This window comes from Cellulomonas sp. P24 (assembly GCF_024704385.1).
In the GTDB taxonomy this organism is placed as follows: Bacteria; Actinomycetota; Actinomycetes; order Actinomycetales; family Cellulomonadaceae; genus JAJDFX01.
The window spans coordinates 3450378-3471632 of the sequence record NZ_JAJDFX010000002.1 but is presented as its reverse complement, the minus strand read 5'-3'; the positions used below and the strand labels follow the sequence as shown (position 1 = coordinate 3471632).

At 70.7% G+C, this 21255-nt stretch carries 17 protein-coding genes and 1 pseudogene; 5 read left to right on the top strand and 13 right to left on the bottom strand.

The window, feature by feature from the left end; translation table 11 throughout:
* Positions 1 to 51: 51 nt before the first annotated feature.
* From LJB74_RS16235 to LJB74_RS16220, 4 genes and pseudogenes are all read left to right on the top strand, one after another.
* Positions 52 to 1407, top strand: coding sequence for a PAS domain-containing protein (locus LJB74_RS16235; protein ID WP_259309515.1), 1356 nt, complete (start codon positions 52 to 54; stop codon positions 1405 to 1407).
* A gap of 118 nt (positions 1408 to 1525) precedes the next feature.
* A pseudogene (locus LJB74_RS16230) lies at positions 1526 to 4045 on the top strand (DEAD/DEAH box helicase).
* 9 nt (positions 4046 to 4054) lie between these two features.
* Complete coding sequence (ybaK, locus tag LJB74_RS16225; RefSeq protein WP_259309514.1) at positions 4055 to 4552, top strand: Cys-tRNA(Pro) deacylase; 498 nt, start codon at positions 4055 to 4057, stop codon at positions 4550 to 4552.
* A 5-nt stretch (positions 4553 to 4557) separates the two neighbouring features.
* Positions 4558 to 5277 (top strand): YggS family pyridoxal phosphate-dependent enzyme, encoded by a 720-nt coding sequence (locus tag LJB74_RS16220; protein WP_259309513.1) that lies wholly within the window; start codon positions 4558 to 4560, stop codon positions 5275 to 5277.
* Positions 5278 to 5355: 78 nt separating this feature from the next.
* Here LJB74_RS16220 and LJB74_RS16215 read toward each other — a convergent pair whose 3' ends face one another.
* From LJB74_RS16215 to ilvD, 10 genes are all read right to left on the bottom strand, one after another.
* Positions 5356 to 6693, bottom strand: coding sequence for an LCP family protein (locus LJB74_RS16215; RefSeq protein WP_259309512.1), 1338 nt, complete (start codon positions 6691 to 6693; stop codon positions 5356 to 5358).
* A gap of 127 nt (positions 6694 to 6820) precedes the next feature.
* Positions 6821 to 7870 carry a biotin/lipoate A/B protein ligase family protein gene (locus LJB74_RS16210; protein WP_259310387.1) on the bottom strand — a complete coding sequence of 350 codons (1050 nt, stop codon included), beginning with the start codon at positions 7868 to 7870 and terminating at the stop codon, positions 6821 to 6823.
* Positions 7871 to 8020: 150 nt separating this feature from the next.
* Positions 8021 to 9637: a citramalate synthase gene (gene cimA / locus LJB74_RS16205; RefSeq protein ID WP_259309511.1), complete on the bottom strand. Its 1617-nt coding sequence runs from the start codon at positions 9635 to 9637 to the stop codon at positions 8021 to 8023.
* A 318-nt stretch (positions 9638 to 9955) separates the two neighbouring features.
* On the bottom strand, positions 9956 to 11080 hold the full coding sequence (locus tag LJB74_RS16200; protein ID WP_259309510.1) for a branched-chain amino acid aminotransferase: 1125 nt from the start codon (positions 11078 to 11080) through the stop codon (positions 9956 to 9958).
* Positions 11081 to 11180: 100 nt separating this feature from the next.
* On the bottom strand, positions 11181 to 12242 hold the full coding sequence (locus LJB74_RS16195) for a 3-isopropylmalate dehydrogenase (protein WP_259309509.1): 1062 nt from the start codon (positions 12240 to 12242) through the stop codon (positions 11181 to 11183).
* 93 nt (positions 12243 to 12335) lie between these two features.
* On the bottom strand, positions 12336 to 12878 hold the full coding sequence (locus tag LJB74_RS16190) for an ASCH domain-containing protein (RefSeq protein ID WP_259309508.1): 543 nt from the start codon (positions 12876 to 12878) through the stop codon (positions 12336 to 12338).
* A gap of 169 nt (positions 12879 to 13047) precedes the next feature.
* Positions 13048 to 14181, bottom strand: a complete 1134-nt coding sequence (gene ilvC, locus LJB74_RS16185) for a ketol-acid reductoisomerase (RefSeq protein WP_259310386.1) — start codon at positions 14179 to 14181, stop codon at positions 13048 to 13050.
* A gap of 7 nt (positions 14182 to 14188) precedes the next feature.
* Positions 14189 to 14716: an acetolactate synthase small subunit gene (ilvN, locus tag LJB74_RS16180; RefSeq protein ID WP_259309507.1), complete on the bottom strand. Its 528-nt coding sequence runs from the start codon at positions 14714 to 14716 to the stop codon at positions 14189 to 14191.
* A gap of 4 nt (positions 14717 to 14720) precedes the next feature.
* Complete coding sequence (locus LJB74_RS16175; protein WP_259309506.1) at positions 14721 to 16583, bottom strand: acetolactate synthase large subunit; 1863 nt, start codon at positions 16581 to 16583, stop codon at positions 14721 to 14723.
* A 351-nt stretch (positions 16584 to 16934) separates the two neighbouring features.
* A complete protein-coding gene (gene ilvD / locus LJB74_RS16170; RefSeq protein WP_259309505.1) occupies positions 16935 to 18647 on the bottom strand; it encodes a dihydroxy-acid dehydratase in 1713 nt (570 codons plus the stop codon).
* 98 nt (positions 18648 to 18745) lie between these two features.
* Between ilvD and LJB74_RS16165 the strand changes: the two genes are divergently transcribed.
* Positions 18746 to 19750 (top strand): LacI family DNA-binding transcriptional regulator, encoded by a 1005-nt coding sequence (locus LJB74_RS16165; protein WP_259309504.1) that lies wholly within the window; start codon positions 18746 to 18748, stop codon positions 19748 to 19750.
* 14 nt (positions 19751 to 19764) lie between these two features.
* On the opposite strand, the gene LJB74_RS16160 is transcribed toward LJB74_RS16165, so the two are convergent.
* From LJB74_RS16160 to LJB74_RS16150, 3 genes are read right to left on the bottom strand one after another with little or no spacing between them, the layout of a single operon-like run.
* Positions 19765 to 20415, bottom strand: a complete 651-nt coding sequence (locus tag LJB74_RS16160) for an NAD(P)-dependent oxidoreductase (protein ID WP_259309503.1) — start codon at positions 20413 to 20415, stop codon at positions 19765 to 19767.
* A gap of 20 nt (positions 20416 to 20435) precedes the next feature.
* Entirely contained in the window at positions 20436 to 20705 is a 270-nt protein-coding gene (locus tag LJB74_RS16155) for a hypothetical protein (protein WP_259309502.1), read from the bottom strand.
* Positions 20702 to 21235, bottom strand: a complete 534-nt coding sequence (locus tag LJB74_RS16150; RefSeq protein WP_259309501.1) for a GNAT family N-acetyltransferase — start codon at positions 21233 to 21235, stop codon at positions 20702 to 20704. The genes LJB74_RS16155 and LJB74_RS16150 overlap by 4 nt, the downstream gene beginning before the upstream one ends.
* Positions 21236 to 21255: the final 20 nt, after the last annotated feature.

Sequence of the window (21255 nt, the reverse complement as noted above, 5' to 3'; positions counted from 1 at the left end):
GATGTAGTCGCGCCGGCAGGACCGCCTCCGGCCGACCCGACGGAGGAACCCATGCCGACTCCGCCCCGCGCGGACATCCCGGACCGGATCGTCCAGGTCGACGAGCTGTTCTTCTCCACGACGGATCGTCGCGGCGTGATCACCGGCGCCAACACCGTGTTCGGCGACCTCTCCCACTACACGCGCGCGGAGCTGATCGGCGCCCCGCACAACATCGTGCGACACCCCGAGATGCCGGGCGGCGCGTTCGCGATCATGTGGGACCGCCTCCTCGCCGGCCACCCGATGGTCGCCTACGTGAAGAACCTCGCCAGCGACGGCTCGTCGTACTGGGTGTTCGCGACGATCACCCCGCTCGGCGACGGCTTCCTGTCGGTTCGTGGTGCACCGTGCCGGCAGGACCTGTGGGCCGCCGCACGGGGCGTGTACGACGAGGTCCTCCCGCTCGAGCGGAACGCCCGCGAGGCGGGACTCAGCAAGGCCGGAGCCGCACGCGTCGGCGCGGAGGCCCTCGTCGCCCGGCTCGCCCCCCTCGGGTTCTCCGACTACGGCGAGTTCCTGAGGTACGTCCTGCCCGCCGAGATCGAGGCGCGGGCGGCGCTCACCCGGTTGTCGACGGAACGGCCGGACCTCACCGGCGGGATCGGCGCCCTCCACGGCGCCGCGCACGCGCTCGGTGTCGAGCTGTCGTCCCTCCTCGTCCGGCTCGACGCCTACCTGGACCTCGCCGACAACCTGCGCAGCGCGTCGCAGGACGTCGTGACCACCCTCGCGGGGCTGAGCGCCGCGACGGCGACGGCCTCCCGGGCGTCGTCGACTGTCGCAGCAGATGCACCCGTGCTCGCGCGCACGGCGTCGGCGATGTCGGTCCTGGCCGAGGACCTCCGGGCGCAGATCCAGGCGTTGGCCCGTCGACTGGACGACGTGCACGTCCGGGTCATGGAGCTGCGGTTCCGCATCGGGCTCGCCCGGCTCCACGACGACATGGTGACGTCGTTCGCGCTGGAGGTGCACGCGGGCCAGGCACCGCCGGAGGCGCTCGCCTACATCCCCCAGCTGTGCCGCGCCCTCGAGGACGGCACCGAGAACGTCAGCGCGTCCCTCACCGGCACCAGTGCCGAGCTGCGTGACGCGGCCGACCAGGTGATCGTTGCCGAGGCACGTCTGCACGAGTTCCAGCATCTCCTCGCGACCTGGCGGCTGCTCGTGACCCGCTACGGGATGTCGAGCCAGCTCGGACCGCACGTCGGCCCGATCGACGACCAGCTCCGCGCCGGCAGCGACCAGCTGACCTCGCTGCGGAATCTCGCCCGGCAGTGCCTCGCGGAAGCCCAGCCGTACGACACCGCGCGGCTCCGGGTCCCTGTCGCCAGGGTCGCGCAGGCGAGCGACGACCTCCGCCGCTGAGGCGGGCATCCCCGTTCGGCGCCGCCGGTCGCGCACCGCTCCGGCTGACCCGACCGCGATGGTCATGCGCGTTCCCCTGAGAGGATGAGGGGTGCCCTCCCCCTCCGTCTCCCCGCGCCTGCGCCTCGTCGACCTCGTCCCCGCAGATCCGCAGGACGCCGACGCGCTGTACGAGGCGTTCACGAGCTGGGCCACGGGAACCGGGCTCGAGCTGTACCCGCACCAGCAGGAGGCTCTGCTCGAGCTCGTGACGGGCGCGCACGTGATCCTCTCGACGCCGACCGGCTCCGGGAAGTCCCTCGTCGCGACCGCGGCGCACTTCATCGCACTCGCGCAAGGCCGACGCACGTTCTACACCGCGCCGCTCAAGGCCCTGGTCAGCGAGAAGTTCTTCGCCCTGGTCGCCGAGTTCGGTTCGGCCAACGTCGGGATGATGACCGGCGACTCGGCCGTGAACCCCGGCGCACCGATCATCTGCTGCACCGCCGAGATCCTCGCGAACATGGCACTCCGGGACGGTGCCGAGGCCGACGTCGGCCAGGTGGTCATGGACGAGTTCCACTTCTACGCCGACCCGCAGCGGGGGTGGGCCTGGCAGGTCCCCCCTGCTCGAGCTCCCGCACACGCAGTTCCTGCTGATGTCCGCGACCCTCGGCGACGTCGGGTTCTTCGCCGAGGACCTCACCCGGCGGACCGGTGAGCCCGTCGCCGTCGTGACGACGATCGAACGGCCGGTGCCTCTCACGTTCACCTACGCGGTCGAGCCCCTGCACGAGCTCCTCGACGAGCTCGTGCAGACGCACCGCGCACCGGTGTACGTCGTGCACTTCACGCAGGCGGCCGCCGTCGAGCGCGCGCAGTCGCTGCTCAGCACACCGCTCGCCTCGCGGGCCGAGCGCGACCTGATCGCGGCCGAGCTCGGGGACTTCCGCTTCACCTCGGGATTCGGACGCACCCTCTCGAAGCTGCTGCGGCACGGCATCGGCGTGCACCACGCCGGCATGCTCCCCGGTACCGGCGCGTCGTCGAGCGCCTCACGCAGAAGGGGCTCCTCAAGGTCGTGTGCGGGACCGACACGCTGGGCGTGGGCATCAACGTGCCGATCCGAACCGTCGTGCTCACGTCCGTGGTGAAGTTCGACGGCGAGCGGATGCGGCACCTCTCGGCGCGCGAGTTCCACCAGATCGCCGGACGCGCCGGACGCGCCGGCTTCGACACCGTCGGCGACGTGATCGTGCTGGCGCCCGAGCACGTGATCGAGAACCGCAAGCTCCTCCAGCGGGCCGGCGACGACCCGAAGAAGATCAAGAAGATCGTCCGCAAGAAGGCCCCGGAGGGCATGGTCAACTGGACCGACAAGACCTTCGAGCGGTTGCGCGACGCCCCGCCGGAGCCGCTGACCTCGAGCTTCTCCGTCAGCCACGCGATGGTGCTCAACGTGCTGGCCCGCGACGGCGACCCGATCGAGGCCATGCGCCACCTGCTCACCGAGAACCACGAGCCCGAGGCCGCGCGCGCCAAGCACGTACGGCAGGCGATCGCCGTGTACCGGTCGCTGCGGGCGGCCGGGGTCGTGGAACGGGTCCCGCGCCCGGACGGCCGCGGGCGCACCGTCCGCCTCACCGTGGACGTCCCACCGAACTTCGCCCTGAACCAGCCGCTCTCGCCCTTCGCGTTCGCCGCGCTCGACCTGCTCGACCGCGACGCACCGACCTATGCGCTCGACGTCGTGTCGGTGATCGAGTCCACGCTCGACGACCCGCGCCAGGTGCTCTCGGCGCAGCAGTACAAGGCGCGCGGCGAGGCGGTCGCCGCGATGAAGGCCGAGGGCTACGACTACGACGAGCGCATGGCCGCCCTCGAGGACGTCACCTACCCGAAGCCGCTGGCCGAGCTGCTCGAGGCCGGGTTCCTCGCCTACCGCCAGACGAACCCATGGGTCGCGGACCACGTGCTGTCCCCCAAGTCGGTCGTCCGGGACATGGTCGAGCGCGCCATGACGTTCGCCGAGTACGTGTCGTTCTACGGTCTCGACCGGACCGAAGGGGTCCTGCTGCGCTACCTGGCCGACGCGTACCGTGCGCTGCGTCAGAGCATCACCGAGGAGGCCCGGACCGAGGAGCTCGCGGATCTCGTCGAGTGGCTCGGCGAGCTCGTCCGTCGTACCGACTCGAGCCTGCTCGACGAGTGGGAGCGCCTCGCCAACCCGGTGCTCGACCAGGACGACCAGGTCGTCACCGGAGAAGAGCCCGACGACGCGCCCCGACCGATCACCACGAACGTCCGCGCGTTCCGCGCCCTGGTCCGGAACGCCCTCTTCCGTCGCGTCGAGCTCGCCGCACGGGAGAGGTGGGACGCCCTCGGCGCCCTCGATGCGGGATCGGGATGGGACGCCGACGCGTGGGCGGATGCCCTCGAGCCCTACTACGACGAACACTCCGACATCGGCACCGGTCCTGATGCCCGCGGCCCCGGCCTGATGATCATCACGACGCACCGTGACCGCTGGGAGGTCCGTCAGCTGCTCGACGACCCGGCCGGTGACCACGACTGGCGGATCGACGTCACCATCGACCTCGCGGCGTCGGACGCCGCCGGAGAGCCGGCGCTCCGGATCACCGCAGTCGGTCGGCTCTAGGCTGGAGCGGTGAGCAAGGCGAAGCACACCCCGAGCGGGACCCCGGCCCTCGTCGCCCTCGACGCAGCGGGCGTCGCGCACACCGCGCACACGTACGACCACGACCCCAGTAGCGACATCGGGTACGGCCTCGAGGCCGCGCAAGTCCTGGGCGTGCCGCCCGAGCAGGTGTTCAAGACCCTCATGACGACGGTCGACGGCGAGCTCACCGTGGCCGTCGTCCCCGTCGCGGGAATGCTCGACCTCAAGGCTCTGGCCTCGGCCGTGGGCGGCAAGAAGGCCGCGATGGCGGACAAGGCCGCGGCGGAGCGGGCGACCGGGTACGTCGTCGGCGGGATCTCTCCGCTGGGCCAGCGCACCGCGCACCCGACCGTGCTCGACGAGACGGTCGAGCTGTTCGACACGGTGTTCGTCTCCGGCGGACGGCGCGGCCTCGACGTCGAGCTGAGCCCGGTCGACCTCATCCGGCTCACCGGTGCGGTCGTCGCTCCGATCGCTCGGGACTGAGCGGCATGGTCGACGCCGACGCCGCCCGGGGCATCGCCGCCCGGCTCGCCGAGGTCCGGGACCGGGTGGCGGAGGCCGTCGATGCGGCCGGGCGCGCACCCGGGACCGTCCACGTCCTGCTCGCGACGAAGACCCAACCTCTCGCGCTGGTTCGTGCGGCGGTCCTCGCCGGCGGGACGTTGATCGGCGAGAACCGGGTCCAGGAGCTCGTCGACAAGGGGCCGGGGCTGGCGGACCTCTCCCCCGAGGTCCATCTGATCGGGCACCTGCAGTCGAACAAGGTCAACCAGGTGCTCCCCTGGACGACGTGCGTCCAGACCGTCGACTCGATCGAGCTCGCACGACGGCTCGCGACCCGCGCTCTCGGTGCGGGTCGTGTGCTCGACGTCATGGTGCAGGTGAACGTGTCCGGCGAGGAGAGCAAGTTCGGTACGGCACCTGCGGCCGCCGGTGACCTGGCGGCGCGCGTCGCCGAGCTGCCCGGGCTCCGGTTGCGCGGCTTCATGACGGTCGGTGCCCGATCGACGGACGAGCGGATCGTCCGGTCGGGCTACGCGCGTCTCCGTGACATCCGTGATGCGACCGTTGGCTCAGCCGCCGCCGGCACCGCGGACGCCACCGAGCTGTCCATGGGAATGAGCGGGGACCTCGAGGCGGCCATCGCGGAGGGTGCCACCATGGTCCGCGTCGGCACCGCGGTGTTCGGCGCGCGGCCCGCCCCCTGACGCCCGGGGCCCCGCGCTCCCCCGATCCCTCACTCCCGGGGACGGCCCGGTGACCAGGCACGCCGACCGAGGTCGACGTCAGCCGCAGACGGCTGCCTGTGCCTGGACACCCGTCGTGAGCGCGAAGTCGCTGCTCGGCGTCGGATCCGGCGTCGGCTGCGTCGCCGCGGTGGCGGGCGTGCTCCCACCGGCGCTGCTCCCGGCGGCGGAGCTCCCGGCGGACGTGCCTGCCGGGGCCGTGGCCGTCGCGGCGGGAGTGGTGGCGGCGGGGGTGTCGACGAGCGGCTGGTCGTTGAGGAGCTTCTTCCACAGCTCGGTCGCCTTCGAGGTCCAGACGACGCGGTTCGGATCACTGGGCGCGGGTCCGACGGGCACCGTCACGAATCGGACGTCCGAGGGGGTGAGATGCCGCAGGTTCCAGGCCAGCCCGACGAGGTTCTTGATGTCCGCCAGGTTCTTCGACATCGTGAGCGACTTGGTCGCGGCGTCGAGGAACCGGGTGATCGACACGGGGCTCGACAGCACCGCAGAGGAGTCCACCTTGCGCACGAGGGCGCCGACGAACGACTTCTGACGTTCGATCCGTTCGAGGTCGGACCCGTCGGAACCCTTGACGTGCCGGGCACGCACGTAGTCCAGGGCCTGGGACCCCGTCAGGTCGTGCCAGCCGGCCGAGAGGTCGAGGCTGGTGTAGACCCCGTCGACCAGCGGCTTCGGCACGCAGACGCGCACTCCGCCGATCGCGGTGACCATCTGCTGGAACCCTTCGAAGTCGACCAGCGCGAAGCCGTCGATGGTCAGGCCCGTCATGGTCTGGATCGTCGACATCGTGCACGCCGCTGCGAGGCCGGTGTCCCCGGTCGAGGCCCCGATGCTGTAGGCGGAGTTGAACATCACGTTCCTCTGCGGCTGCGACATCTTCCCCGTCGGGCTGTAGTCCAGGTGGCACGCCGGGATGTTCACGAGCGAGTCGCGCGGGATCGAGACGACATCGATGCGGCTGCGGTCGGCCGAGATGTGGATGACCATCGTCGTGTCGGACCTCTGACCGGGATCCGCACCACCGATCGTGGCGTTCGCGCCCGAGCGGGTGTCCGACCCGATCGCGACGATGTTGAGCGCATGGCCGGCATTGGGGTCCGCCGCCGTCGGTGCGGCCGTCGGCGTCGCCGCGGCGGTCGGTGCCGCGATGAGCCCGTCCAGGCTCCCGACCGTCTTGATGTTCCCGTGGAGCTGGGCGGCGGCGATCGTCGCCCCCGACGCACCGAACACGACGATCGCGGTGGCGGTCAGCGCGACCGATCGCAGGACGGTGTGGTTCTTGATCGTTCGCGCATGGCGCGGTGCGGCGGACGTCGCGGGTCGCGCGTGTCTCGTCGAGGGGACGTCACGCGACGCCCGAGGAGAACGGGGCATGGACTACGGACTCCCAGTGGTCGCGTGGGGTGCGGACGAGCCGCGGGTACTCACGATCTTGCCGGTGATTTCTGTGTACTGCGCGCGCCATTCGTGAAGGTTCCGCACGAGTCGGATGGAATGCCGCTCACGGGACGCGGGCTGTCCATTCCGGGGTGCCGAACTTCGTCGCGACCAGCGCCTCGGCCCGATTCAGCTCGTCCACGGTGAGCGCTCCGTCGACGGTGGAGTAGCGCGTGCGGAAGTGGCGCGTGAATGCGTCGATGACGGCCTCCCGGGGGATTCCTGTCTGCGAGCGCACCGGGTCCACCCGCTTGTTCGCACTCGTCGTGCCCTTGTCCGACAGCTTCTCGCGGCCGATGCGCAGCACCTCGAGCATCTTGTCTGCGTCGATGTCGTAGGCCATGGTCACGTGGTGCAGCACGGCCCCGCCCGCCAGGCGCTTCTGCGCGGCACCGGCGATCTTCCCGGCCGGTGAGGCGATGTCGTTCAACCCGGCGTACGAGGCCGTCACGCCGACGTCGGCCAGGGCACCGAGCACCCAGTCGTCGAGGAACGCGTACGACTGCTCGAACGTCAGCCCGTCGACGAGCGACGCCGGGACGACGAGGGAGAACGTGATGCAGTTCCCGGCCTCCATGAACATCGCCCCGCCGCCGGAGATCCGCCGGACGACCGTGATGCCGTGCCGTGCGGCGCCTTCCGGATCGACCTCGTTGCGGAGCGACTGGAACGACCCGATCACGACCGCCGGATCGACCCACTCCCAGAACCTCAGCGTAGGTCCACGACGGCCCGCCGCGAGCTCCTCGGCGAGCACCTGGTCGAGGGCTGCATGCAGCACCGGAGGCTGCGGCCCCTCGTGGATGATCGTGAACTCGTGGTCGCTCCAGCTGGTCGCGTGGCCCAGCGCGCGCCGGACGGCGATCGCGACCGACTCGGTGGTGAACCCGACGAGGGTCACGGACGAGTCGAGGGCGGCATCGATCGCGGCGGTCAGCTGCGCCACGCTCGAGTCGGTCGACAGCCCCGTCAGGGCCGCTTCGATCCGCTCCAGGGCCTCGTCCGGCTCGAGGAAGAAGTCTCCGCTGACCCGGACCGACGCGAGCCGGCCGCCGTCCTTGTCGACGTCGACGGCCACCAGCTTGCCACCGGGCACCTTGTACTCACCGCGCACTGTCGTCACCAAGTCATCCTACGACTCTCGCCACCCCGTCCCCCGGTCCGCCGAGTGGAGCGATGTGCGTGCGACACGCGGGCGTGTCGCCGCACATCGCTCCACTCGGCGTCCTGGGGTGCGGGCACGGGCGGCTCGGGGACGACTGGGTCAGCGGGGTTCGACGCCGGCGTGGAGCAGACCGAAGATCGCGGAGTCGGTCAGGGCCTCCCAGGAGGCCTCGAGGAGGTTGGGTCCGACCCCCACCGTGCTCCACGTGGACTCGCCGTCGGACGTCTCGATGAGCACACGTGTGACCGCGTCCGTGCCCTGCATCGCGTCGAGGATGCGCACCTTGAAGTCGATCAGCTCGAAGTGCTCGATCTCCGGGTACACCCGCCCGAGCGCGAGACGGAGAGCGTGGTCGAGCGCGTTGACCGGGCCGTTCCCCTCCCCCGTCGAGACGATCCGCTCACCACCCGCGCGCAGCTTGACGGTCGCCTCGGCGGTCGCCTCGACGCCGCGACCGCCGACTCGCTCGACGATCGCGCGCCAGCTCTCCACCGAGAAGTAGTCGGGGCGTGCGCCCGCGACCTCCTCGTGCAGCACCAGCGCGAAGGACGCGTCGGCCGCGTCGTAGGTGTACCCGCGCGCCTCGGCATCCTTGACCCTGGTGGTCACCCGGGTGAGGACGTCGCTCTGACCGGACAGGTCGTACCCGAACTCGCGACCCTTGAGCTCGATCGACGCACGACCCGCCATGTCGGAGATGAGCATGCGCATGTCGTTCCCGACGCGCTGCGGGTCGATGTGCTGGTAGAGGTCGGGGTCGACCTTGATCGCGCTCGCGTGCAGACCGCCCTTGTGCGCGAACGCGCTCGCGCCGACGTACGGCTGGCGGGCGAACGGGGAGATGTTGGTGATCTCGCTGATCGCGTGCGCGATCCGGGTGGCCTCGGTGAGGCCGTTGCCGGACAGCAGCGACAGCCCGCCCTTGAGCTCGAGGTTCGCGACCACGGTGAGGAGGTCGGCGTTGCCCGTGCGCTCGCCGTAGCCGTTGACGGTCCCCTGGACGTGCGTGCACCCGGCGTTCACCGCTGCGAGCGAGTTCGCGACGGCGCAACCGGAGTCGTTGTGCGCGTGGATGCCCAGGCGCCCGGTCACGCCGGCCTCGCTCATCGACTCCGTCAGCTCGGTGACCACCGCGGTGACCCAGTCCGGGAGCATCCCGCCGTTCGTGTCGCACAGGGTCGCCACCTCGGCGCCGGCAGCGAACGCGGCGAACACCGCCTTGCGCGCGTACTCCGGGTCGAACCGGTACCCGTCGAAGAAGTGCTCGGCATCCAACACGACCCGACGCCCCTCCCCGACGAGGAACCTGATGGTGTCAGTGATCATCTCCAGGTTCTCCGCGCCGGTCGTCCGGAGCGCACGCTCGACGTGGCGGATGTCGCTCTTCGCGACGAGCGTGACGACCTCGGCCTGCGAGTCGAGCAGGGCGCGGACCTGCGCGTCGTCCCAGGCCCTGCTCTCGGGCTTGCGGGTGGCTCCGAACGCCGTCAGCACCGCGTGCCTGAACTCGAGCTCCTTCGCCGCCCGGGCGAAGAACTCCGTGTCCTTCGGGATGGCCCCGGGCCAGCCGCCCTCGATGTACCCGACCCCGAGCTCGTCGAGCAACGGCGCGATCGCGAGCTTGTCCTGGACGGTCAGGTTCATCCCCTCCTGCTGTGCTCCGTCGCGCAGCGTGGTGTCGTAGACGTGGAACGGCTCGCTGGTGCTCGTGGTCACGTGAGGCTCTCTTCGTGCGAGGTGAGGGCGAACACCGATCACCTCTCCTGACGGGGAAGGCCGACGGGGGTGGTGCCGGCTGGGTGATCGGCTCTGTCGCGGACGGGGTGGTGCCCGACAACAAAAAGACCCCCCGGGGTACGGGAGGTCTGCGCGCTCGGCTCGTGCCGAACGCGCTACTCGATAATGAGCTGGTACTGCGTCACGTGGGTCATCATGCCACAGCGCGTCGTCGACGTGAACAGGCGACCGACACCTGACACCCGCTCACGTCGACGGTGGCCCGACCGCCCCGGGGCCCGGGACGGGTCGGACACGTCAGACCAGGCGGTGCATCCACCCGTGGCGGTCGGCCAGACGCCCGTACTGGATGTCGGTGAGCTCAGCCCTGATCGCCGTCGTGACCGCGCCTGCCGTCCCGTCACCGACGGTCAGGTCGAAGCCGTTCCCGGCCAACCGACCGATCGGCGTCACGACGGCTGCCGTCCCGCAGGCGAACACCTCCGCGACCTCGCCGGTCTCGAGCCCGGCACGCACCTCTGCCAGCGAGATCCGGCGCTCCTCGACCGTCCGTCCGGCGTCCGTCAGGAGCTGGATGATCGAGGAACGCGTCACTCCCTCGAGGATCGACCCGGTCAGCTCGGGCGTCAGGACGCGTCCGTCGGCGCCGACGACGAAGACGTTCATCCCGCCGAGCTCCTCGAGATACGTGTTCGTCTCGGAGTCGAGGAAGCACACCTGCTCGCACCCTTGCGTGTAGGCCTCCTGCTGCGCCACCAGGCTGGCGGCGTAGTTCCCGCCACACTTGGCGGCGCCGGTCCCGCCGGCACCCGCACGGTGGTAGTCCTCGGCCACCCAGATCGAGACGGGGTGCACACCGCTGGCGAAGTACGGACCGACCGGCGACGCGATCACCAGGAACTCGGCCTCGAGGGTCGCCCGGACCCCGATGAAGTTCTCCGAGGCGTACATGAACGGCCGCAGGTACAGCGACATCTCGTCGCCGGACGGCACCCAGTCGACGTCCGTGCGGACGAGCGCCTCGATCGCCGCGAGGAAGTCCTGCTCGGGGAGCACCGGCAGCGCGAGCCTCCGGGCCGACGACGCGAACCGCGCCGCGTTGGCCCCCGCACGGAACGTCCATACCGAGCCGTCCGCGTGCCGGTAGGCCTTGAGGCCCTCGAAGATCTCCTGCGCGTAGTGGAGCACGGCGCATGCCGGGTCGAGCTGCAGCGGACCGTAGGCCTCGACCCTCCGGTCGTGCCACCCCGCCTGCTGGCTCCAGCTGATCCGTGCCATGTGGTCGGTGAAGACCGTGCCGAACTTGGGCGCGGCGAGGGCCGCCGTCCGCACCTCGTCCGTCGCCGGTGCGGCGGACGGGTGGACGACGAACGCGCCGGCGGCATCCGTCGAGGTCTGGGGGGTGTCGGTCGTCGAGCTCATGGTCTGGCCTTTCACTGGACCTGCGCGCTGCGCACGGGATGACGGTACCGGTGACGACGACCGAGGGGGCGCAGGCGGCGCGTCGGACGGGCCGGGAGGATCAGCCGGCGATGCGCGCGGCGAGGTCCTTGCCCACCTCGGTCGTCGACCGTACTCGGTCGCCTCGCTCGAGGACGTCGGCCGCGACGGCACGCTCCACCGCAGCAGCGGCATCGCCGAGACCCAGGTGGTCGAGCATGAGCGAGACCGACAGCACAGTCGCGGTCGGGTCCGCCTTGCCCTGGCCGGCGATGTCCGGCGCCGAGCCGTGCACGGGCTCGAACATCGAGGGGGCGACGCTCGTCCCGTCGGCGTACCGGTCCGGGTTGATGTTCGCCGAGGCCGCCAGCCCGATGCCGCCGGTGATCGCTGCCGCCAGGTCGGTGAGGATGTCACCGAACAGGTTGTCAGTGACGATCACGTCGAACCGCGACGGGTTGGTCGCCAGGAAGATCGTGGCCGCGTCGACGTGGAGGTAGTCGACCGTGACGTCGGGGAAGTCGGCGTTGACCGCCTCGACCGTCCGGCGCCACAGGTGACCGGCGTGCACCAGCACGTTGTGCTTGTGCACGAGGGTGAGCTTCTTGCGCGGTCGCGCAGCGGCGCGGGCGAACGCGTCCCGCACGACCCGCTCGACCCCGAACGCGGTGTTGACGCTCACCTCGTTGGCGACCTCGTGCGGGGTGCCGACCCGGATCGCTCCCCCGTTGCCGACGTACGGGCCCTCGGTGCCTTCGCGCACGACGACGAAGTCGACGTCACCGGGGTGAGCGAGCGGAGAGGTCACCCCCGGGTACAGCTTGCTGGGGCGAAGGTTCACGTAGTGGTCCAGCGCGAACCTGAGCCGGAGGAGCAGCCCCCGCTCGAGCACACCGCTCGGAACGCCCGGGTCGCCGATCGCCCCGAGAAGGATCGCGTCGTGGGTGCGGATCTCCGCGAGGTCCTCGTCCGTCAGCGTCTCGCCAGTGGCGTGCCAGCGGCGCGCACCGAGGTCGAAGTCGGTCGTCTTCACCCGGACGTCGGTGCCGGAGAGCGCCGCTTCCAGGGCGAGGAGGCCCTGCTCGACGACCTCGGTGCCGATGCCGTCACCCGCGACGACTGCCAGGTTGATGGTGCGCGTCATGCTCGCGATCCTATCCATCCGTCCCACCGAGTGGGACGACTGTCCCACCGGTTGATCCTCGCCGGCCGGGGCAAACCGGCCGGCCCGCACCGCTCACCCACGTGCGGGGCGCGACGAACGCGGCGGGAACCTCACCTCGAAGGTCTCGAGCACGAGCTCCATGTCCGGCCCGAACTCGACACCCCCCGACCTCGCCGATCGTCGGTAGTACTCCTCGTGCACCGCCCGCCACGACTCGAGGCTGCGGTCACCCTCGCCCTCGGCCCACGCATGGGCCGCGTCGACCTCCATGAACCGGGCGACGCGCACGCCGGTCGTCCGGATCAGCGCACGGGGGTGCGCCCGACCGTCGAGCACGATCGCCAGGTCGCCGACCGACGGGAACGCCGCACCCGACGCCTCGTACTCCGCCACCGGGGACACCGTCGCCGTCTTCGCCCCGGTCAGGACGAGGCCGACGAGCGTGTCCGCCGCCTCAGGGGTGTCACCGAAGGCCCAGGCAGGGGGCGGGACGCTGGCCGCAGCCCCGGCCCCGGTCACCACCGCGAGCCGGCCCAGCCCCGCCCGCACACGCGCGAGCTCCCAGAACGAGGCGATCTCGTCGGCGTCGGCTTCGACCTGGTCGTCCGTCGACACATCGCCCACCTCTCCTCGGCTTCCCGGACCTGTCCTGCACGCGCAGGTCAGGTCCGGGCCGCTCGTCCCTCACGGACCACTCGGTCAGCGCCCGGCACTTCCCCAGCACCACACTCGGGAAGCACCCGGCTCGACCTCCCGGGCCGCTCGTCCCTCACGGACCACTCGGTCAGCGCCCGGCACTTCCCTCGACGTAGTCGCTGTCGGAGGGCTTGACCCACGCGAAGAGCTTGCGGAGCTTGCGGCCGGTCGCCTCGATCGGGTGCGCCTCGCCCTTGGCCCGCAGCGCCTTGAACTCGGGCGCGCCGGCATCCTGGTCGGCGATGAAGCGCGCTGCGAAGGCACCCGACTGGATGTCCGCGAGCACCGCCTTCATGTTCTCCTTCACGTGCGGGTCGATGACCCGCGGACCCGAGACGTAGTCGCCGTACTCGGCGGTGTCGGAGACGCTCCAGCGCTGCTTGGCGATCCCGCCCTCCCACATGAGGTCGACGATCAGCTTGAGCTCGTGCAGCACCTCGAAGTAGGCGACCTCAGGCTGGTAGCCCGCCTCGGTCAGGGTCTCGAACCCGTACTGGACGAGCTGCGACGTTCCACCGCACAGGACGGCCTGCTCGCCGAACAGGTCGGTCTCGGTCTCCTCGGTGAACGTGGTCTTGATGCCGGCGGCGCGCAGCCCGCCGATCGCCTTCGCGTACGACAGCGCGAGCGGCCACGCGGAGCCCGAGGCGTCCTGCTCGACCGCGACGATCACCGGCACGCCCCGGCCGTCGACGAACTCCCGACGCACCAGGTGGCCCGGGCCCTTGGGCGCGATCATGACGACGTCGTGGCCCGCGTCCGGCTTGATGTAGCCGAACCGGATGTTGAAGCCGTGGCCGAAGACCAGCGCCGCACCCGGGTTCAGGTTCGGCGCGATCTCGTCACGGTACAGGTGCCGCTGGACCTGGTCCGGCGCGAGGATGACGACGACGTCCGCCTCCTTGACCGCGTCGACGACCGGCAGGACACGCAGCCCCTCGGCCTCGGCCTTGGCGATCGACGCGCTGCCCGCCCGCAGGCCGACACGCACGTCGACCCCGGAGTCACGCAGGTTCAGCGCGTGCGCGTGACCCTGGCTGCCGTAGCCGATGACGGCGACCTTCCGGCCGGCGATGATGGACAGATCGGCGTCGTCGTCGTAGAACAGCTCAGCCACCGTGGATCTCCTTGGTTCGTCGTGACGTGCAGGGTGTCGTCGTGTCGTGCGGACTACATCGTGTCGTGCAGGGGGTGCCGTGTCGCGCCTGGGTGACGCGGGCAGGTGGCTGTCAGGCCGTGCGGGTCACCCGCTCGAGGGCCCGATCCGTGATCGATCGCGAGCCGCGGGCGATCGCGACCGTGCCGGACTGGACGATCTCGCGGATCCCGTAGGGCTCGAGCGCCGCGAGGAGCGCGTTGAGCTTCCCCGGGCTCCCGGTCGCCTCGATCGTCACGGTGTCCGGGACGACGTCGACGACGTGCGCCCGGAACAGGTCGACGACCTCGAGGACGTGCGTGCGCTGCGCGGACTCGGCGCGGACCTTGACCAGCAGGAGCTCACGCTGGACCGAGGACGCGTCCTCGAGCTCGACGATCTTGATGACGTTGATCAGCTTGTTGAGCTGCTTGGTCACCTGCTCGAGCGGGAGGTCCTCGACGTCGACCACGACGGTGATCCGCGAGAACTCCTCGTGCTCGGTAGGTCCCACCGCCAACGAGTGGATGTTGAACGATCGCCGTGCGAACAGCCCGGCGACGCGCGTCAGCACGCCCGGCTTGTTCTCGACGAGGACGGAGAGTGTGTGCCTGCTAGCCATCGTCCTACTCCTCGCGGTCCCACGCCGGGCTGATGCCCCGGGCGTACTGGATGTCGTCGTTGCTCACGCCCGCAGCCACCATCGGCCAGACCATCGCGTCACGCGAGACCGTGAAGTCCACCACGACCGGCTGGTCGTTGATCTCGAGCGCCCGCTTGATCGTGGCGTCGACGTCTGCCTTCGTCTCGCACCTCAGACCGACGCAGCCGTAGGCCTCGGCGAGCTTGACGAAGTCCGGGATGCGCGCGGTGCCGTGACCGGTGTGCAGGTCCGTGTTGGAGTACCGGGACTCGTAGAACAGGGTCTGCCACTGGCGGACCATCCCCAGGGACGAGTTGTTGATCACCGCGACCTTGATCGGGATGTCGTTGATGGCGCAGGTCGCGAGCTCCTGGTTGGTCATCTGGAAGCAGCCGTCGCCGTCGATCGACCAGACCGTGCGGTCCGGCGCGCCGACCTTGGCCCCCATCGCGGCCGGCACCGAGAAGCCCATCGTGCCGAGACCGCCGGAGTTCAGCCACGAGTTCGGGCGCTCGAACTGGATGAACTGCGACGCCCACATCTGGTGCTGGCCGACGCCGGCGACGTAGATCGCCTCCGGTCCCGTCAGCTCGCTGATCCGGGAGATCACGTGCTGCGGCGCGAGGTGCCCGTCCTCCGGCTCGTCGAACCCGAGCGGGAACGTGGTGCGCCACTCGTTGATCTGCCGCCACCAGCCCTCGAGGTCCGGCTTGCCGTGCTGGCCGTGCTCGCGCGCGAGCTCGGGCAGGAGGTCCGCGATGACCTCGCGCAGGTCGCCGACGATCGGCACGTCGACGGCCCTGTTCTTGCCGATCTCGGCCGGGTCGATGTCCGCGTGGACGATCGTCGCGTTCGGTGCGAACGAGCTGAGCTTCCCCGTGACGCGGTCGTCGAACCGCGCCCCGAGCGCCACGATCAGGTCGGCGCGCTGCAGCGCAGCGACTGCCGGGACGGTGCCGTGCATGCCGGGCATCCCGAGGTGCTGCGGGTGCGAGTCCGGCAGAGCACCCCGGGCCATCAGCGTGGTCACGACCGGCGCGCCGCTCTCGTCGGTCAGCCGCCGCAGCTCGGCGGACGCACCGGCGCGGATGATCCCGCCACCGACGTAGAGCACCGGGCGCCGGGCGGTCGCCAGCAGGCGAGCGGCCTCGCGGATCTGCTTCGCGTGCGGCTTGGTCACGGGGTGGTACCCCGGCAGGTCGAGCGTCTGCGGCCACGAGAAGGTCGTCGTCGCCTGCATGGCCGACTTCGCGATGTCGACGAGCACCGGTCCGGGGCGCCCGCTCGCGGCGATGTGGAACGCCTCGGCGATCACCCGCGGGATGTCGTCGGCGTTGGTCACCAGGTAGTTGTGCTTCGTCACCGGGAGCGTGATGCCGAGGGTGTCGGCCTCCTGGAAGGCATCGGTGCCGATCAACGAGGCCGCCACCTGGCCGGTGATCGCGACCACCGGGATCGAGTCCATGTTGGCGTCCGCGAGCGGCGTCACGAGGTTGGTCGCCCCGGGTCCGGATGTCGCCATGCACACCCCGACGCGACCGGTCGCGTGCGCGTACCCGGAGGCGGCGTGACCGCTGCCCTGCTCGTGACGGACGAGGATGTGACGCAGCCGGGTGGAGTCCATCAGCGGGTCGTACGTCGGAAGGATCGCACCGCCGGGGATGCCGAACACGACCTCGACACCGGCCTCCTCGAGCGACCGGACGATCGACTGGGCACCGGTGACCTGGACCGGTGCGACGACGCCATCGACCGGCGCGAGCCGCGTCGGCTCACCGGACGGACGGGTGCTCGCAGCGGCCGGCGGCACGCTGCGTGGAGGCGCGGGGTGTGGGCCCTGGACCATCGGATTCTCCCTGACGTCGGTACACGGGTGGTGCAGGTGGTGCTGGCACAAAAAAACCCCTCGGCCCGTGAAGGGCAAGGCGAGGGGTGAGCGCGCTGACGAGACCGATGACTTCTGGCGGTCAGCCAGCGCGCCCCGGAAGTACTACGACCACGATCGTCTGCACGCGAAGGACACTACGCCCGCTGCAGCCCGATGTCACGTCTACGACCTGCGATCTCACATCATGGTTCACGCGTCCACACTTCGAGCGCCCGGGCGATGATCCCCGCTCGGTTCCGGGCCGAGACGGGTCGGGCCGATCCGACGCCCACCCGGTGCCGTACCGTGCCGTGCCGGACGCGACCGGTGTCAGCCGAGCACCGCTCCGGTGCTCGCCGACTGCACGAGCTTGACGTACTTCGCCAGGACCCCACGCGTGAATGCGTTCGGCAGCGGCGCCCATCCGGTCTTGCGCTCCTCCAGCTCGGCCTCGTCGACGAGCAGGTCGAGCCTCGCCTCGGGAACGTTCAGCCGGATGCGGTCACCGTCGCGGATGAAGGCGATCGGTCCGCCGTCGACGGCCTCGGGGGCGACGTGCCCGACGCACAGCCCGGTGGTGCCGCCGGAGAAGCGGCCGTCCGTCAGGAGCAGCACGTCCTTGCCGAGGCCCGCCCCCTTGATCGCACCCGTGATCGCCAGCATCTCCCGCATGCCGGGCCCTCCCTTCGGGCCCTCGTAGCGGATGACGACGGCGTCGCCGGCGACGATCGTGCCGTCCTCGAGCGCGTCCAGGGCGGCGCGCTCGCGTTCGAACACTCGTGCCGTGCCCTCGAACACGTCCGAGTCGAAGCCGGCTGACTTCACGACGGCGCCGTCCGGGGCGAGCGAGCCCTTGAGGATCGTGATGCCGCCCGTCGCGTGGATCGGGTTGTCCAGCGCCCGCAGGATCTTGCCGTCGGGGTCCGGCGGGTTCACCGCGGCGAGGTTCTCCGCCACGGTCCGACCCGTCACCGTGAGGCAGTCCCCGTGCAGGAGGCCGGCGTCGAGCAGGGCCTTCATGACCACGGGCACGCCGCCGATGCGGTCGACGTCGTTCATCACGTACCGACCGAACGGCTTCAGGTCGCCGAGGTGCGGAACCCGCGCCGCGACCCGCGTGAAGTCGTCCAGCGTCAGATCGACCTCGGCCTCGTGCGCGATCGCCAGGAGGTGCAGCACCGCGTTCGTCGAGCCACCGAAGGCCATCACCACGGAGATCGCGTTCTCGAAGGCGTCCTTGGTCATGATCTGCCGGGCGGTGATGCCCAGCCGGAGCAGGTTCACGACGGCCTCGCCCGAGCGCACCGCGAAGCTGTCGCGACGGCGATCCGCCGACGGCGGGGCGGCCGATCCCGGCAGCGACATCCCGATCGCCTCGGCGACCGACGCCATCGTGTTGGCCGTGTACATCCCGCCGCAGGCCCCTTCGCCCGGGCAGATCGCGCGCTCGATGCGACCGAGGTCCTCCGTGCTCATCAGCCCGCGCGCGCAGGCGCCGACGGCCTCGAAGGCGTCGATGATGGTGACCTGCTTCTCGCTGCCGTCCTCGAGGGTGACGAAGCCCGGCATGGTCGACCCGGCGTACAGGAAGACCGACGCGAGATCGAGCCGGGCCGCCGCCATGAGCATCCCCGGCAGGGACTTGTCGCAACCGGCGAGCAGCACCGAGCCGTCGAGCCGCTCCGCCATCATGACCGTCTCGACGCTGTCCGCGATGATGTCCCGCGAGACGAGCGAGAAGTGCATGCCCTCGTGCCCCATCGAGATGCCGTCGGAGACCGAGATGGTGCCGAACTCGAGCGGGTAGCCGCCGGCGGCGTGGACGCCGTTCTTGGCCGCCTTCGCCAGCCGGTCGAGAGACAGGTTGCACGGCGTGATCTCGTTCCACGAGCTCGCGACGCCGATCTGCGGCTTGGCGAAGTCCTCGTCGCCGAGTCCGACGGCGCGGAGCATCCCGCGCGAGGCCGTGGCCTCGACACCGTCGGTCACCTGGCGGCTGCGCGGCTTGAGATCGATCGGGTCTGCGGACGACGACGTAGCCATGCCGAAGAGTCTAGGATCAACCGACGCCGACGCGCCGAGGGCGCCCCCGTCACCTCAATCGTTATCGATATCGTTTATCACACCAGTAGAGTCTGCCTATGGCTCCCCCACAGAGCGTGACCATCAACGACGTCGCCCGCGAGGCAGGCGTCTCGGTCGCGACCGTCTCGAAGGTCCTGAACCAGCGCTACGGGGTCGCCGTCTCGACCGCCGCGCACGTCCAGGAGGTCATCGACCGGCTCGGCTACGAGTCGAGCCTCGTCGCCCGGAGCCTCCGGTCGCACCGCACGCACGTCATCGGGATCCTGGTCGCCGAGTTCGAGCCGTTCAGCACCGAGCTCCTCAAGGGACTCTCCAAGGCGATCGGGGGAAGCGGCTACGAGCTGCTCGCCTACTCCGGTGGCGGCCGTGCCGGTGGCAACGCCGGCTGGGAGCGCCGGTACCTGTCGCGGCTGAGCGGCACGCTCATCGACGGCGCCATCCTCGTGACGCCCACCGTCGTCGACGCCGAGTACTCGATCCCTGTCGTGGCCGTCGACCCGCACACGGGCCCGAGCGAGCTGCCGACCGTGGATTCCGACAACCTCGCCGGTGCCATCACCGCGACGGAGTACCTGATCGGCCTCGGGCACGAGCGGATCGGGTTCCTCGGTGGACGACCCGACCTGGAGTCGGCGCGCCTCCGCGAGGAGGGTTACCGGAAGGCCCTCTCCGCAGCCGGGCTCACGGTCAACCCCGACCTGATCCGGGTGGCCGGCTACCGCGAGGAGACGGCGGACCAGCCCGCGCGGGAGCTCCTGACGATGACGGACCGGCCGACCGCGATCTTCGCAGCCAACGACATCTCGGCGATCCGGACGGTGGACGTCGCGCGCTCGCTCGGCCTCGGCGTGCCGGACGACGTGTCCGTGATCGGCTTCGACAACGTGCCGGAGTCGGCGCTCACCTCACCCCCGCTGACGACGATCAGCCAGCCCATCCAGCAGATGGGCTACGAGGCGATGAAGCTGCTGATCGACCTGATCAACCGGACCGAGGTCCAGTCGAAGCACCGCCGGCTCCCCACCGCCCTCGTCGAGCGCGGGTCCTGCCGAGCGGTCTGACGGCGCGGTCGCGGTCAGACCGACCCGACGACGTTGAGCGGCGACTCCCCCTGGGAGAGCCGGTCGAGCTGACGCTGGATCAGTGCCACGAACCGTGAGTGGGTCGCGGTGGTGAACCCGCCGACGTGGGGCGTGAGGATCACCCCGGGCGACGTCCACAGCGGGTGGTCGGCCGGCAGCGGCTCGGGGTCGACGACGTCGAGGCCCGCGCGGAGCCGCCCGGCTCGGAGCTCGGCCACCAGGGCGTCGGTGTCCACGACCTTGCCGCGCGACACGTTCACGAGCACCGCCCCGTCGCGCATCCGCGCGAGGAACTCCGCATCCACCAGGTGGGTCGTCTCGGCCGTCAACGGGGTGATGAGGATGACGACGTCGACCGTCGGCACCAGCTCCGGGAGCTCGTCCGTCCCGTGCACGTGCCCGTCGGGGTCGTCCCGACCGGTGCGCCCGACCCGCACGACGTCCACGGCGAACGGGCGCAGCCGCGCGGCGATCGCGTGCCCGATCGCCCCGGCCCCGATCACCATGACCCGACGGTCGGCGAGGGACACGCTCCGGTGCGGCGCCCAGACGCCGGCGTCCTGCAGGCGCACGTACTCGGCGAGGTCGCGCAGCGAGGCGAGCAGCAGGCCGATCGCCAGCTCGGCGGTCTCGTCGTCGTGCACCCCACGCCCGTTGCACAGGGTCACCCCCGGGGGAGATGCCGGACCGCGTGCTCGTAGCCCGCGCTCGGCAGCTGGACGAGCGAGAGCCGGGGCAACGAGCGGAGCCGCGCCAGCATCGACCCGGTGACGTAGTGCGGAACCATGACTGCCTCGACCTCAGCCGCGAGGTCGGCCGGAAGGTCTTCCGTCATCGGCCACTCGACGAGCCGGACCCCCTCCGGGACGACGAGCTCGCGACCGATCTCCGGTTCAGGGACCGTCAGGACCCGTGGGAGGCGCACCGCCGTCACCGTCGGTACTCGTCGGCGAGGAGACCCATGACGATGCCGTCGCACCGGCGGTCACCGTCCCGGAACGCCTCACGCAAGCGGCCTTCGGTCTGGAACCCCAGCCCTTCGTAGAGCGCGATCGCACGCGTGTTGATGCTCAGGACCGTCAGCCCGATCCGGTGCAGGCCCAGCCCCTCGAACGCCATGTCCAGCACCAGGCCGATCGCCTCGGTACCGAGACCACGCCCTCGGTGCAGCGGTCGCATGACCAGCCGCAGGTCCGCGGTCCCGGACTGCAGGTCGATGTGCTTGAGCACCATCTCCCCCAGCATCTCGTCCGACCCGGTCGTCGTGACCGCGAGGTCGATGCGGCCGGGCCGGTCGGCGATCGTCGCGCACCGTTCCGCGACCATCTCCCGCGTGTAGACCTCGGTGCGGCCCGTGAGCCTGGCGCTCTCGGGGTCGCTCACGAGATCCCAGACGGCGTCGACATCCTCGGGGCCGATCGGGCGCAACCGGATCAGCTCACCCTGCAACGTCGGCTTCTCCATCAGGCTCCTTCGTCGGGGTC

What these genes read in the sequence shown, in the direction of transcription:
- LJB74_RS16235 (WP_259309515.1), top strand. Translation starts at nt 52, where the DNA reads ATGCCGACTCCGCCCCGCGCGGACATCCCGGACCGGATCGTCCAGGTC.
- LJB74_RS16220 (WP_259309513.1), top strand. Translation starts at nt 4,558, where the DNA reads ATGGTCGACGCCGACGCCGCCCGGGGCATCGCCGCCCGGCTCGCCGAG.
- LJB74_RS16215 (WP_259309512.1), bottom strand. Translation starts at nt 6,693, where the DNA reads ATGCCCCGTTCTCCTCGGGCGTCGCGTGACGTCCCCTCGACGAGACAC.
- LJB74_RS16200 (WP_259309510.1), bottom strand. Translation starts at nt 11,080, where the DNA reads ATGAGCTCGACGACCGACACCCCCCAGACCTCGACGGATGCCGCCGGC.
- LJB74_RS16195 (WP_259309509.1), bottom strand. Translation starts at nt 12,242, where the DNA reads ATGACGCGCACCATCAACCTGGCAGTCGTCGCGGGTGACGGCATCGGC.
- ilvN (WP_259309507.1), bottom strand. Translation starts at nt 14,716, where the DNA reads ATGGCTAGCAGGCACACACTCTCCGTCCTCGTCGAGAACAAGCCGGGC.
- LJB74_RS16175 (WP_259309506.1), bottom strand. Translation starts at nt 16,583, where the DNA reads ATGGTCCAGGGCCCACACCCCGCGCCTCCACGCAGCGTGCCGCCGGCC.
- ilvD (WP_259309505.1), bottom strand. Translation starts at nt 18,647, where the DNA reads ATGGCTACGTCGTCGTCCGCAGACCCGATCGATCTCAAGCCGCGCAGC.
- LJB74_RS16165 (WP_259309504.1), top strand. Translation starts at nt 18,746, where the DNA reads ATGGCTCCCCCACAGAGCGTGACCATCAACGACGTCGCCCGCGAGGCA.
- LJB74_RS16150 (WP_259309501.1), bottom strand. Translation starts at nt 21,235, where the DNA reads ATGGAGAAGCCGACGTTGCAGGGTGAGCTGATCCGGTTGCGCCCGATC.